The sequence below is a fragment of the Paenibacillus sp. BK720 genome, assembly GCF_011761545.1.
Lineage (GTDB): Bacteria > Bacillota > Bacilli > Paenibacillales > Paenibacillaceae > Pristimantibacillus.
In genome coordinates this window covers 184,881-198,492 of record NZ_JAASRQ010000006.1, presented here as the reverse complement: position 1 = coordinate 198,492, position 13,612 = coordinate 184,881, and the positions used below count along the sequence as shown (strand labels likewise).

Annotated in this window: 11 protein-coding genes; 6 read left to right on the top strand and 5 right to left on the bottom strand. The window is 56.5% G+C overall.

The features are described 5' to 3' along the window. Window positions 1-81: 81 nt before the first annotated feature. Window positions 82-1,830, bottom strand: coding sequence for a methyl-accepting chemotaxis protein (locus FHT67_RS22650; RefSeq protein ID WP_132308655.1), 1,749 nt, complete (start codon window positions 1,828-1,830; stop codon window positions 82-84). A gap of 290 nt (window positions 1,831-2,120) precedes the next feature. On the opposite strand from FHT67_RS22650, the gene FHT67_RS22645 reads away from it, so the two are divergent. Then, window positions 2,121-2,990, top strand: coding sequence for a hypothetical protein (locus FHT67_RS22645; protein ID WP_167201399.1), 870 nt, complete (start codon window positions 2,121-2,123; stop codon window positions 2,988-2,990). A gap of 212 nt (window positions 2,991-3,202) precedes the next feature. Here the strand turns inward: FHT67_RS22645 and FHT67_RS22640 are convergent, their stop codons facing one another. Beyond that, on the bottom strand, window positions 3,203-3,766 hold the full coding sequence (locus FHT67_RS22640; RefSeq protein WP_132308961.1) for an FAD-dependent oxidoreductase: 564 nt from the start codon (window positions 3,764-3,766) through the stop codon (window positions 3,203-3,205). A gap of 208 nt (window positions 3,767-3,974) precedes the next feature. Between FHT67_RS22640 and FHT67_RS22635 the strand changes: the two genes are divergently transcribed. Together FHT67_RS22635 and FHT67_RS22630 are read left to right on the top strand one after the other, a co-directional pair. Further along, window positions 3,975-4,451 carry a MarR family winged helix-turn-helix transcriptional regulator gene (locus tag FHT67_RS22635; protein WP_208403455.1) on the top strand — a complete coding sequence of 159 codons (477 nt, stop codon included), beginning with the start codon at window positions 3,975-3,977 and terminating at the stop codon, window positions 4,449-4,451. Beyond that, window positions 4,448-7,636 (top strand): MMPL family transporter, encoded by a 3,189-nt coding sequence (locus FHT67_RS22630; protein WP_167201398.1) that lies wholly within the window; start codon window positions 4,448-4,450, stop codon window positions 7,634-7,636. The genes FHT67_RS22635 and FHT67_RS22630 overlap by 4 nt, the downstream gene beginning before the upstream one ends. Before the next feature lie 358 nt (window positions 7,637-7,994). On the opposite strand, the gene chrA is transcribed toward FHT67_RS22630, so the two are convergent. From chrA to chrS, 3 genes are read right to left on the bottom strand one after another with little or no spacing between them, the layout of a single operon-like run. Further along, entirely contained in the window at window positions 7,995-8,531 is a 537-nt protein-coding gene (gene chrA, locus FHT67_RS22625) for a chromate efflux transporter ChrA (RefSeq protein ID WP_127496139.1), read from the bottom strand. After that, window positions 8,531-9,190 carry a chromate efflux transporter ChrB gene (chrB, locus tag FHT67_RS22620; protein WP_481856725.1) on the bottom strand — a complete coding sequence of 220 codons (660 nt, stop codon included), beginning with the start codon at window positions 9,188-9,190 and terminating at the stop codon, window positions 8,531-8,533. The genes chrA and chrB overlap by 1 nt, the downstream gene beginning before the upstream one ends. A 1-nt stretch (window position 9,191) precedes the next feature. Beyond that, entirely contained in the window at window positions 9,192-9,674 is a 483-nt protein-coding gene (gene chrS, locus FHT67_RS22615) for a chromate efflux transcriptional regulator ChrS (protein WP_132308663.1), read from the bottom strand. 211 nt (window positions 9,675-9,885) lie between these two features. Here chrS and ggt point away from each other — a divergent pair, with 211 nt between their 5' ends. The 3 genes from ggt to FHT67_RS22600 are packed head-to-tail and all read left to right on the top strand — an operon-like array spanning window position 9,886 to window position 13,546. Beyond that, the gene (gene ggt / locus FHT67_RS22610) at window positions 9,886-11,466 is read left to right on the top strand and encodes a gamma-glutamyltransferase (RefSeq protein WP_167201397.1); all 1,581 of its coding nucleotides are present in this window, start codon (window positions 9,886-9,888) and stop codon (window positions 11,464-11,466) included. 34 nt (window positions 11,467-11,500) lie between these two features. Next, the gene (locus tag FHT67_RS22605; RefSeq protein WP_167201396.1) at window positions 11,501-12,688 is read left to right on the top strand and encodes an amidase; all 1,188 of its coding nucleotides are present in this window, start codon (window positions 11,501-11,503) and stop codon (window positions 12,686-12,688) included. 3 nt (window positions 12,689-12,691) lie between these two features. Further along, on the top strand, window positions 12,692-13,546 hold the full coding sequence (locus FHT67_RS22600) for a fumarylacetoacetate hydrolase family protein (protein WP_167201395.1): 855 nt from the start codon (window positions 12,692-12,694) through the stop codon (window positions 13,544-13,546). Window positions 13,547-13,612: the final 66 nt, after the last annotated feature.

The window sequence follows — 13,612 nt, the reverse complement described above, 5'->3', positions numbered from 1 at the left end:
CCGTTTCCGGTTATAGTTATGAAAAAGCACCTCCATGCAGCCGTTTGGCTTGATGGAGGTGCTTTTGTCGTTTGCGCGAATTTATTGCGTCTTGAAGGTATCGATCGCTTTGTTCAGTTCGGTGGCAAGTTTGCGAAGCTGGGCGGATGAGCTTGCAACCTCCTGCATGGAAGCGAGCTGCTCCTCGGATGCCGCGGCCACGCGCTGGGACTGTATGGAGGATGCCTCGGCGATATGCTCCAGCTGATCGAGCGAGGCCGCGATTTCCTCGCTGCCCGCCGACATCTGCTCGGATGCCGCGGAAACCTCCTGGATTTGAGAAGACACCTGGCGGATAGCCTCATGGATCGAGCGGAACGATTCGCCGGCCTGATGGGAGACGGAGCTGCCCTCGCGCGCGCCTTCGGCCGCTTTTTCCATCGAGAGAACGGCTTCGCTAGTCCGGCTGCTGATGCCGCTCAGAATTTCGCCGATCTGGTCGGAGGACTCCTTCGAGCGTTCGGCCAGCTTGCGGATCTCATGGGCAACAACGGCAAAGCCTTTGCCATGCTCCCCTGCGCGGGCTGCTTCAATAGATGCGTTAAGAGCGAGCAGGTTTGTCTGCTTGGATACCTCGCCGATCATCTCCAGAATGGAGCCGATCTGGCTGTTCATTTGCTGCAGCTCCTGCATAACGGTTACCGTTTCGCTGACATTTTGCTCGATCACCCGCATTTGGCTGACTGTCCGGTTAATAACCGTATCGCCCGCATTGGCAAGCTCGGAGGCGTCGGCGGCAAGCTCGGATACGGAAGAAGAGGACTCCGCAATCCGCTGGATGCCGACGGTCATCTCGTTCATCGCGCGCTGGCATTCCTGGAAGCTCTGCAGCTGCGTATCCGCTCCCGCGGCAACCTCATGAATGGCGTTAGCGACTTCCTCCGTTGCGCGAGAGGTCTGCTCGGCGCTTTCCTGCATCATGGAGGATGAACCGGCAACCTCGCTGGAGGTGGAACGAATATGGCTGGCCAACTGGCGCAGGCTGGCTATCATCTCATTAAAGGCATGAGAGGCCTGCCCAATCTCATTGCCGGTAGTGACCGGGACGGTGACGGTCAAGTCGCCTTTTGCGGCAAGAGCGGCTACCTGGCTGAGGCGCTTCAACGGTTTTACGGCAAAACGCACGATCAATACGATGAGGATAATGGCGATGACATCGCAGGCGATCCCCACGTTAAGGACCTGCCACATTCTCCGGTCGAGCTCCGCTTGCACGTTGTCGTAGTCGAAGTCGGCGCCCAATATCGCGACCGTTTTATTGGAGTTGTCTTTAATCGCCATCAGGTAAGACACCCATGTGCCCATTTCATCTTCGTAGGTAGCCACTCTGGCAAAGCCGTCTTTCATTGCCTTATCGTAGCCCTTTACAAAGGAAGGAGAGAGCTCGTACGGAGTGCCCGGCGTAAGACCTGCTTGCGTAAGCGCTCCGGTGCCCTGCAGCGTGGTGAGATAGGTTTTTCCGTCCTTCTCTACTTTATCCGGCTGCAAAACGTATACGTTGGAGACTTGGTCGTTGGAGTTCATGGCCTCCAGAAATAACGATAAGTTGTAAAAGTCCGTGGAGCCTTGCGTCTTTCCTTTATTCAGCTGCTCCTGCGCAGAGGTGATCAGGTCGATTTTGGCGCTGGTAATATTGCCAAGAGTCTGGACCGTACGGGACATTTCTTCGAAATAGGCATCCTTCTGATTGTTTGTCGTGATGGATACCATTGCCCCGATTGTGGCCAGAAACAGAAGGGCAAGCACAACGGAAAGGACGAGCGCTAGACTGGTTTTTCTCTTCTTGAACATTCATGATCCCTCGTTCTTTAGGAAGTTGATCGGCTGCCTGAGCAAAGTTGTCTTCATCTTATAACCAACTATAACAGCCAAATATTAGGTAAGTTCGCGTGGCCGTGTTAGAAAAGTATTTGGCAGCGGTACTTACTCTATTTTTCGGTGTTTGGCGGGTTAGAGTTTAGTTCTGAGACAATTCTCATCCTTGGCAATCCGCTAATTACTAGCGATGTTCAAAATCTGTTCATAGAAGAGGGATACAATGGAGGGGTAATTGAAATTCCTGAATAGAAAGGCGGTATATCATGCGAAGAAGCAAAGCAATCGCGGCAAGCCTGATGGCGCTGACCCTTGCGCTTGGCGGGGGATTAGCTTACGCGGCCGGCTCCGACTCGTCGGCGTCGGCTTCAGCGGGAATGTCATCGGACCAGTCGCCGGCAGGAGGGCAGCAGGATAAACACGGTAAGCTTGCCGGCAAGCGCGGCTTTATCGGACTGGCCGGTATGGAAGGTAAGCTGGCGGACTACCTGAAGCTGTCTGCCGAAGAGCTGAAGAGCAAGCTCGTGACGTCCACCTTGGCTGAGGTTGGGGCAGCCCAAGGCATCAGCCGCGAGGACTTGAAAGCGAAGCTGGTGGAGTGGATCGATGCCGCGGCAGCGGCTGCGCCGAAGAAGGATGATACGGCTGCAGGGGGTGATTCGGTCAAAAAGCTTGATAGCGCGGCGATTGCCGACAAGCTGCTTGATTCGAAAGGCTTTGCAGGCAAAGGGCAAGGGCATGGTCGTGCTTTCGCGTTTGGCGATAAAGAAGCACTCGCCAAGCTGCTTGGGTTGACGTCGGCGGAGCTTAAGGCGGCAGTGAAGGATGGTCAGACACTTGCCGCAATTGCGGACAAGCAAGGCGTAAGCGTGCAGAGCGTGATTGACCTTGAAGTAAACGCCGTGAAAGCCAAGCTTGACGAAGCACTCGAAAGCGGCAAGCTTGCGCAAGAGGAATACGACGTCAAGTTGAAAGCGGTCACGGACGAGGTAACGAAACGAGTAAACGGCGAATGGGAAGCGCCTAAGGGCGGACGCGGCGGCTTTGAGGGCGGCGCCCGTTTCGGCGGCGGCAAGCGGCAAGGTGAAGCCGGGCAGCAGGCAGCGCCATCGGCTTCAAGCTCAGCTACAGCTTAATAGAAAACGGGGTACGCACAGGTAACTGGCGTACCCCGTTTTTATCTCTGCCCCTTGGCGAGGTGTGGAGCAACGGATACGCGGGTAAAAGCAGCGCAATAAGACGGTTTTTTCGTGTTACGGCGCCAGCCGCGCAACAGCGGCGCTCGCCAACCGCCGCAAGCGAAACCAAAAAAAAGGACGGAGCAGCTTCTGCTCCGTCCTTTGCTTATTTAAGCTTTCAGCACGTCATGGTCGACGTAACGCTCGCCGTTCAGCTCGCTGATGATGTTAATCGCGACTTTGGCGCCGTCGCCTGCGGTGATAACCGCATGCACGCTGACGCCTGCAACCGTACCGGCTGCCCATACGCCGGGGATGCTGGTGCGGCCGGCGGGGTCAACATCGACCACGGTTTTGATGCGCGGTTCGGTTCCGGGCTTTGTCGCCGCGCCAATGTGCTGTGCCAGATCAACCAAAGCGCCGGTTGCCAGCAGTACATGCTTAGCTTCGTAAGTGCCTTGATCCGTTACAACGGACAAGCCGCCTTCGATTGGCGATACGCCGGTAACGGTCTCTTCTTTTAATTCTGCGCCAAGCCGGATGGCCTGCTTCTTGCCTGTATCCACAAGATCGGGGCCGCCAATCTCGGTAATGCCGTAATAGTTCTCGAACCAAGCCCGCTTGGTCATGCCTTTGTTGTTCTCGAGCAGTAACGTTTGCTTGCCTGCTTTTGCCGTAAAGATTGCTGCGCTTGCACCGGCAGGACCGGCGCCAATAACGATGATATCGTACATCATTCCAGCCTCCTACGTAACAATAATAAGTTTCACCAATATTATAAGTCCGGCCGGCAGGGACAAGCAATCGCTCCAGTCTTTTCATAAAATTTTCAAAATATTGGCTGCATCTGGGTTGACTGACGACTAATCCTTTTGCTATAGTTCTACTGTCTAATAGTTCGACAGTGAAACTAATGAGTTGGAAAACGAGAGGGATATAGACATGGGGATAGACAACGATATGCTGGGGCAGATCATCCGCCGTTACGAAGGGGCGCATTTTACCGTTGAACGCAGGCTGACGGCCATGTTCCGCGATCTGATGCCGGAGGAGCTGACCTTTGAGCAGTCATCGACGCTTCGTTATTTGCGGACGGTAGGGGTATGCACCTCGACGGAGCTTGCGGATACCTTTTGCGTGGGAAAGAGCTCGATCACCGCGATAATTACGCGGTTATTCGATAAACAGCTGCTGGAGAGATTGCCGGACGAGAAGGACCGCCGCGTCACGCTGCTGCGGCTGACCGATGAAGGCATGCGGATGGCCGATGCGGTGGAGAGCAAAATCCAGGAGCTGATCGCGAAGTATTTGAAGCATTTTGACGAACGGGAAGCAATTGCGTTTATTGAGACTTATGAGAAGCTGGCCATGGTTATGTCACAACCGCCGGGAGACGGAGAGGAGTTAGAGAAAAAATGAAGACGGTAATCAAAGCAAGATGGATTCTTCTTGTTGTCTGGATTGCGGTAATGGCGGGGCTTATGCTAAGCGCGCCTAATATGCAGGATCTTGTCCGCGAGAAAGGGCAGGTAAACGTGCCGGACGGCTATTCCTCCACAATCGCCGCAGACATGGAGAAGGCCATCGGCACGAAGGACTCCGGGGGCGGCGGTGCTTCCACGGTGCTCGTCTTTCATAAAGACGGCGGGTTATCGGACGAAGACCTGGCCGGCATACAAGGCGGCATCAACAAGCTGAAGGAAGAGAAAGACGAGCTGCGCATCACTTCGCTGACGACGCATTTCGATACGCCGGAGCTGGCGAAGCAAATGGTGGCGGAGGACGGTTCCACCGTGCTGGTGCTCGTCAACGTGAACCTGGACGGAGCGGAGCTCGCGCAGGTCCGCGATGATCTGTACGACGCGCTGAAAGACGTCAAGATTGAGCATTATTACACCGGCAACTGGCTAATTTCGGAGGATGTCGTCACCAGCTCTCAGGAAGGGCTGAAGAAAACCGAATTCATTACCGTCGGTTTTATTCTTATTATTCTGTTCGTGGTGTTCCGTTCGGCAGTGGCGCCGATCGTGCCGCTTCTGACGGTTGGCTTTACTTACATGGTGACGCAGTCCATCGTTGCTTTTCTCGTCAAATACACGGACTTCCCGCTCTCCAACTTTACGCAGATATTTCTCGTTGCCGTGTTGTTCGGGATCGGGACGGACTACTGCATTTTGCTGATCAGCCGATTTAAGGAAGAGCTGTCGCACCGCGGCGGCAATATTCCGGAATCGATTGTAGCTACTTACAAAACGGCGGGCCGAACGGTTCTCTTCTCCGGCCTGGCCGTATTGGTCGGCTTCGCCTCCATTGGCTTCTCGACCTTTATTCTGTACCGCTCCGCGGTGGCGGTAGCCGTCGGGATCGCCGTGCTGCTGCTGGCCTTGTTTACGATCGTGCCGTTCTTTATGGCGACGCTTGGACCTAAGCTCTTCTGGCCTTCGAAAGGCTCGCTGGAGCATAAGCCCAGCGGCCTCTGGGGCGCGGTCGGCAGCTTCTCGCTGAAACGTCCGCTTTGGGCGCTTGTTATTTTGGCGGTGCTGGTCGTTCCGTTCCTTACGGCATACAAGGGCTCTCTGTCGTTTAACTCGCTCGACGAGATTGGCGACAAATACGATTCGGTCAAGGCGTTTAACATGATCGCGGACAGCTTTGGTCCGGGCGAATCGCTGCCAACCACGGTCGTCATGAAATCCGATGAACCGCTTGATACGTCGGACGGTCTTGCGGCGCTCGAGCAGATCAGCCGGGAGCTTGGCAAGGTTGACGGCGTAAAAGCGGTCCGCAGCGCGACGCGCCCGACTGGCGAAGCGATGGACGATTTCCTCGTGTCCGATCAGGTCGGCCAGCTTACGGACGGACTTGGCCAAAGCAATGACGGGCTTGGCAAAATCGGCTCCGGCTTATCCGATGCCAGCTCCGAGCTTAGCAAAAACGGACCGAAGCTGAACGATGCGGCCGCCGGCGCCGGCAAGCTGGTGGAAGGCACCAACGCGCTGAAGAGCGGCATCGGCCAGCTGGGTACCGGATTAAAGCAGATTGAACGCGGTCTGCAGGACGGTTCAGCGGGGGCCAAAGAATTAACGGCCGGGCTGAAGCAGGCTAAGGCAAGCGCCGATCAGCTTGCGGCGGCAAGCCGGGATTTGCTGAAGGGCTACCAGCAGGCGGGCAGCGGATTAACGCAGCTTACGCGGGCCTATCAGTCGGTTGCATCCGAGCAGGCGAAGCTTGCGGACGGATTGTCGAGTCTAGAGCAAGGCATCTCGGGACTTAGCGCAACCCATCCGGAGCTTGCTGAGGATGCGGCTTACCAGCAGGCATTAAGCTCGGTGAAGCAGCTTGGTCAGCAGGCTTCCGGCCTGAGCGGGCAGCTGTCGCAGCTGAACGCGCAGCTAACCGGCGTGAGCGGCGGGCTGGACAAAGCCAATGCCGGCTATAAGCAAGCGGCTGACGGGCAAGCGGCGCTTGCGGCGGGACTCGCCAAGCTGGCAAGCGGCATTGCCGACCTGCAGAAAGGCATTGAGCAGGCGGCAAGCGGCCAAGGGCAGATCGTTTCGAAGCTGCCTGGCGTTACGCAAGGTCTGGATCAGCTGTCGAACGGACAGAAGGAGCTGCAGTCCGGCTTTACGGAGCTGAACAGCCAGCTAGGTCAACTGACGGATGGGCTGGATCAGAGCGTCGACGGCTTGTCGCAGGTAACGAACGGCTTGTCTTCGGCGAAAGGGTATCTAAATGAGCTGTCTTCCTCGCCGAACAAACAGATGACCGGTTGGTTCATCCCGGGTGAAGCGATCAAGAATGACGAGTTCCAGCAGGCGCTGAACGTTTATTTGTCCGAAGACCGCAAGTCGGCGAAGTTTGACGTCGTCTTCAGCGGCAACCCGTACGAAGAAGAAACGATGTCGCAGATTGACGATCTGGAGGCGGCAGTGGGCCGCGGCGTGCAAGGCACTCCTTTTGCCGGTCATGTGACTTACGCGGTTGGCGGCGTTTCCAGCATGAACAACGATTTGAGCAATATTTCGAACGCGGACTATTCCCGCACGGTTATGCTCATGATTATCGGCATCGCGATTATTCTCATTATCTTGTTCCGTTCCGTCATTATGCCGCTGTATATGATTGCTTCGCTGCTCGTGACGTTCTATACGTCCATGGCGATTACCGAAGTTATTTTCGTGCGGATGCTTGGACATACCGGCATCAGCTGGGCGGTTCCTTTCTTCGGCTTCGTTATGCTGGTGGCGCTGGGTATCGACTACAGCATCTTCCTGATGGACCGCTTCAAGGAGTACCGCGATCAGCTGTCTCCTGCCGAAGCGATTCTGGCGGCGATGAAAAACATGGGCACCGTCATTATGTCGGCAGCCGTTATTCTGGGCGGCACCTTTGCGGCGATGCTTCCTTCGGGGGTTATGTCGCTCCTGCAGATTGCCACAATCGTGCTCTGCGGCCTGTTCCTGTACGCGCTGGTGATGCTGCCGCTGTTCATTCCGGTTATGGTGCGGGTGTTCGGCAAAGCGAACTACTGGCCGTTTATGAAGTCCGATGAGGAATACGTGCCGGCGGGACGCGAGGTCCATACTCATTCGAAAGAGATGTAAAAAAGAGCGGCTGCGCCGGGATAACCCTAGCGCAGCCGCCATTTTATAGGGGAAGATGAGCCCAGTAATCGGTAATATCCTGCACGGAATGCAGCATAATGGCCCAAACTAATCTATTATGACTTAAATCGGTGAAATATCCTGCACTCCATGCAATATAATGCTTTAGACCATCCGATATTGGGCAAATATACTGTATTTCGTGCAGGGGGAGTTCGGCTGACCACGACCACGGATAATTTGAATAGCTTGCCCCAAATGGTGGACATGACCAGATAATGAACTCCAGCCTGGCTAGCCACAACAGGAGCCCTCCCATCGCTCAAAATGACGCATGGGAGGGCTTCTGATCTTCTTCTTAGATATGCGCCAGCACCGTGCCGCCGTAAACAAAGGCGATACAGATGACGATTGCGGGATGGATCTTTTTGCGCTCCATCAGCCAGTAAGCCACGGCCGCAATGCCAAGCGTCTGCCACAGGTTGGTGGAATGGATCGACGTATCGACCATCTGCCAGGTCAGCAGCACCATCATGATGGCGACAACCGGCTGAACAAGCAAGGTCATCCCCTTTACAATCGGGGATTGGCGGTGCTTCTGCAGCAGCTTAAGCAGGAAAATCAGCGCTACGGCGGAAGGGATGATCGTAGCCGCAAGTGCAAGGACAAGGCCCGGCCAGCCGGCAACGTCATAGCCGATAAACGCGGCGATCTTGGTTGCGATTGGTCCGGGCAAGGCGTTGCCGAGCGCAAGGATATTCGAGAATTCGGCGTCGTTCGTCCAGCCGTAATGCGTAACGATCTGGTTGTACATAAGCGGGATGGACGCAGGGCCGCCGCCATACCCAAGCACGTTGGCAACGAAGAAGCCGATAATAAGGTCAAGCCAGTCCATTAATCGCTGCCTCCTTCAGAGCGTGCGCGCCGTTTGTTTCTTCGCTTGGCAACCCAGCCGGCCGCTTTGAAATGGACGGCTCCGTACGCAAGAAAGGCGACGATAACGATTGCGTCTTCAATATTAATAATTTGCAGAAGGAGAAAGGCAACCGCAAACATGGCGAAGCCCATCCATTTGCCAAGCCCTTTGACGGCGCGGTTCGCAAATTCGTAAGCCATGACGCCAAGCATAACGGCAATGACCGGAATAACGGCGGAGATCATCCCTTGTATGACGGCCGAACCGCTCAAATATTGCACCACCGACAGCAGCGCGATCATCGCGATGGCCGAAGGCAGGATGTGGGCCAGAACGGAAACGACGGCGCCAAGCCAGCCCTTGCGGCGGTAGCCGAGATAAGCGGCCATTTTGGTGGCGATAGGTCCCGGGAGAGCGTTAGCCAGCGCCAAAATCTCGGCGAATTCATCATCCTCGATCCAATGATAGCGGGTAACGGCCTCATAACGGATTAGCGGAATAACCGACGGTCCGCCGCCATAGCCTAATACACCGGTTTTGACCATGGCCCATGCGATGTGGCCGTAGTCGGTTAAACCGGAAGGCCTTCCGGTCCGGGGCGGGCTCTTGCCCGGCTCCAAAGACGTTGTTGTTTCCATATTACAGCCTCATTCCCATCCGACTTTTGTATCGGTTAATCAGTACCTGGCAGTCGACGCCCATAATGCCGGGCAGCGGATACAACTTCTCCCGCATAAAGGTCTCCATCTCCTGATTGCTCGCGAACAGTCCGTGCATATGCAGCTTGCTTGGGCCGGTCATATGATACAGGCTGGTCACAACCGGTTCGTCGGCTAAGCGGTCCGCCGCTTCATGAAGATACTTGGGCTCTACCTCCACGTTAAAAAAAGCGCTGACCGTAATGCCGATCTTCTCCGGATTAATAACGGCGGTGAACCGCTCGATGACGCCCTCTTCCATTAACGTATTGATGCGGGCCTGCACCGCGACGCGGGATAAGCCGATGTCTTTGGCCAGGTCGGTGTAAGAAATTCTGCCGTTCTGATGCAGGGCGGAAATGATTTTGCGATCGATTTCGTCGATCTGCACGTTCTCGATTGGACTTGAAGTGCGGTGCTGCATGTTTAGTCTATCTCCTCTCTAATGCTCCTGTATATGCAAAAGGTATGTAAAATCGAAAGATTCATTACCATATGCATAAATATATATCGTTTTTTGTTCATCATCAACAAAAAAAGAGGGGTCGACTTTCTTTTCCGTTGCCGGAGGCATGGGGGCGTGTTATGTTTGAATCTATAATGTTAGTAAACCTGACTTGCGAGGTGGCATGGGGATGAAGAAGCCGGTTACGGGTACGAAAGCGATGGTTGTAAGTCCGCATCATTTGGCAACGGCGGCAGGCGCTCGCGTATTGGAGCGGGGAGGCAACGCGTTTGACGCTGCGGTTGCGGTCAGCGCATGTCTGGCGGTTGTTTATCCGCATATGACGGGTGTTGGGGGAGATGCTTTTTTCCTCTCCTATCACGCTTCGGACGGGGAAGTGCGGGCTTACAACGCAAGCGGCCGGTCGGGAGGCGAAGCAGCCATTGAAGCTTTTGCAGGCGCGGAGGCGATTCCGACAAGAGGACCCCGCAGCGCCATTACGGTGCCCGGCATGGTCGACGGCTGGCATGCGGTGCAGAATCGGTACGGCCGCTTAACGTTTGCGGAAGCGCTGGAGCCGGCGATTTCGTATGCGTCGGAGGGCTTCCCGATGTCACCCGATCAATATGAACACACCAAGCAGCATGCCGGTATGCTGGGGGAGCATCCGGCTACGGCTGCGATCTATATGCCGGGCGGGCGAGTAATACCTGCCGGAGAAAGGTTTGTCCAGTCAAAGCTGGCGGCAACCTTAAGCACCATTGCGGAAAAAGGAAGGGACGGCTTCTATCACGGTGAAGTAGCCGCGGAGATTGTCCGGTTCCTCCAAGCCGAAGGCGGGCTGCTGACGGAGGACGATTTCGCGCAGCATAGCGGGGAATGGGCGGAGCCCATCCGCGGTTCTTACCGCGGTTACGAACTTTATCAGGTGCCGCCGAATTCGCAGGGCTTCACCGGAATAATGGCTTTGCAAATCCTTGAACGGTTTGATCTGGCGGCTATGGGGCATGGCTCTTACGAGTATTATCATGTGCTGACGGAGGCGCTGAAGCTGAGCTTCCGCGACCGGAACCGGTATTTGACGGATCCCGCCTTCTCGGCTGTTCCGCTTGACCGGCTGCTCAGCAAGGAATACGCGGCAGAGCTTGCGGCGTCGATTAAGAGGGAGGCTGCCGCGGACATTAACAGCCAGCCCGTTGGCAGCGATACCGCTTATGCGGCTGTTGTCGATGAGGACGGCAATGCGGTTTCATTTATCCAAAGCTTGTATTTCGAGTTTGGCTCGGGCGTTGTCGCGGGTAATACCGGCGTGCTGCTGCAGAACCGCGGCTCGTTCTTCTCGCTTGATCCGAGCCATATCAACCGGCTGGAGCCGCGCAAGCGGACCTTCCATACGCTTATGCCGGCAATGGCTTGCCTGAACGGCAAACCGGGCTTTTTGTACGGCACGCAGGGCGGGGAAGGACAGCCGCAGACGCAGTCGCTTATGCTGACGCGGATGATCGACTTCGGCATGAATCCGCAGCAGGCGGTCAGCGAACCGCGTTTTGTATGGGGACGCACTTGGGGAGCGCCAACGCAGGAGCTGAAGCTCGAAGGACGGATTTCGGAAGAGACAGCCGAGAAGCTGGAGGAGGCGGGGCATCTTGTCCGCAGGCTACCCGATTTCGACGGGATAATGGGGCATGCCCATGCCATAGCGATAAGCAAGGACGGTCTGCTGAGCGGCGGCGCCGATCCGCGCTGCGACGGTTCGGCCATCGGCTGGTAGCCGAATTGCTGGATAGAGAGGGAGGGATTATTCCATGATCGATACGTACAACGCGTTTGTGCAGCCGGAGCTGGAGCTGCCGCCCACCGGGGAGGGAGCGCTTAGCGGCCTGACATTTGCCGTAAAGGATGTATTTGCGATAAAAGGGTACGCGAGCGGGGCCGGCAATCCGGATTGGCAACGTACGCATTCGCCTTGGGAGAAGACGGCCTCCTCGATTAGCAAGCTGCTTGCATCGGGTGCCCGTTTGACGGGCACAACTCATACCGATGAATTGATGTACAGCATTAACGGTCAAAACGAACATTACGGCACGCCGGTTAATCCGAAGGCGCCGGATCGCATTCCGGGCGGCTCGTCCAGCGGCTCGGCGGTTGCGGTGGCGGCGGGCGCCGTCGATTTCGCGCTTGGCACGGATACGGGCGGCTCGGTCCGCGTGCCCGCCGCTTATTGCGGAATATACGGGTTCCGGCCGACGCATAACTTCGTGTCCATTGACGGAGTTATTCCGCTCGCCCCAAGCTATGATACCGTAGGCTGGATGGCAAGAGACATCTCTATTCTGCGCCAAGTGGCCGAGGTCTTGTTAGCCGGGACTGCTGACGAGGATGCGCCGCAGCAGGATTTTCGCAGGCTGATCTTTGCCGAGGAAGCGTGGGAGAAGGCGGAGCCTTCCTGCCGCAAGGCGCTGGAGAGCATTTGCATACAGCTTGTACAGACGAGAGGCACTACGCAGGAGTGGCGTTCGGTCGCGCCGGAGGGTCTGGAAGCCTGGAGCCATGCGTTCCGCACGACGCAAGGGCGGGAAATCTGGCAGACGCATGGCGAATGGATCGGCCGGGAGAAGCCGGTGTTTGGCGAGAGCATTGGCGCGAGATTTGCTTCGGCAAGCACGATATCGGATGCGGAAGCCGACAGGGACGGAGCGCTAAGGGCAGTTATCCGGGAACGGCTGAGGGAGCTGCTTGGCGATGACGGTCTGCTCGTTATACCGACGGTTCCGGGCACCGCGCCTAGCCGGACCATACATGGGCCTGCCGTGGAGGAACGCCGGTTCCGCACGATGCAGCTGTCCTGTATGGCGGGGCTGTCGGGACTTCCGCAGATAACGATTCCTGCAGGCGAGGTTGACGGGGCTCCTATCGCGCTGTCGGTTATAGCGGGCGCGAAGCAGGACCTTAACCTGCTGCGCTGGGCGGAACAATTCGAGAAGGGGCGGTAGGCGATGAAGCTGGCGACGATTGTGCATGACGGTGTAGAGCAGGGCAGCATAGCGGTGCCCGAAGGATATGTTACGCTGGCGGAGCTGAACCGCCGCACGGGAGCAGACAGGCCGACGAATGTATTTGGCCTGATTACAAGCGGCCGGTTGAAGGAGCTAACGGCCTGGTATAAGGAGGGCGGACAAGAGAAGTTGGCCTCATTGCCGGTCATTCCGGCAGGGGAAGCAAGCCCAGCGCCGCTTTACCGCCATCCCCGCAAAATATGGGGAATCGGCATGAATTACACGGCGGACGCGAGCCAGCTTGCTGCTCTTCGGGAAGAAGAGCCGGTCAGCTTCATGAAGCCGGATACGTCCATCATCGGCGACGGCGAGGATATTGTGCGGCCTGCCCAATCCGAGCGGGTAACGGCCGAAGCGGAGCTGGCCATTATTATCGGCCGGACGTGCCGGAACGTATCGGAGGACGATGCGCTCTCCGCTATCGCGGGTTTTACGGCCGCAATCGATACGACGGCGGCGGATATTCATGCCCGGCATATGCGGTATTTGACCCGGGCGAAAAGCTTTGATACGTTCTTTACCTTTGGCTCCGAGCTGATTACGCCGGATGAGGCAGGAGAGCTGATGGAGGTTCAGGTGGAGACGTGGCATAACGGCGGGCTGGCGCATGCCGCCAAGCTGACGAATATGATTTTTCCGCCTGCTTATTTGATTGCCTTCCACTCGCAGGTAATGACGCTGCTGCCGGGAGACGTTATTCTGACCGGTACGCCGGGCGCCGCCGTCATTCGGAGCGGCGATGTCGTCGAGTGCCGCATCCAGGGTCTGTCGCCGCTGCGGAGCGGGGTTCGTTAAACGCTTGCTTGCAAGCCTCAAGTCCGGTTTAGTATGATTTAGGTTGCATATGGGGACGAATGAGTA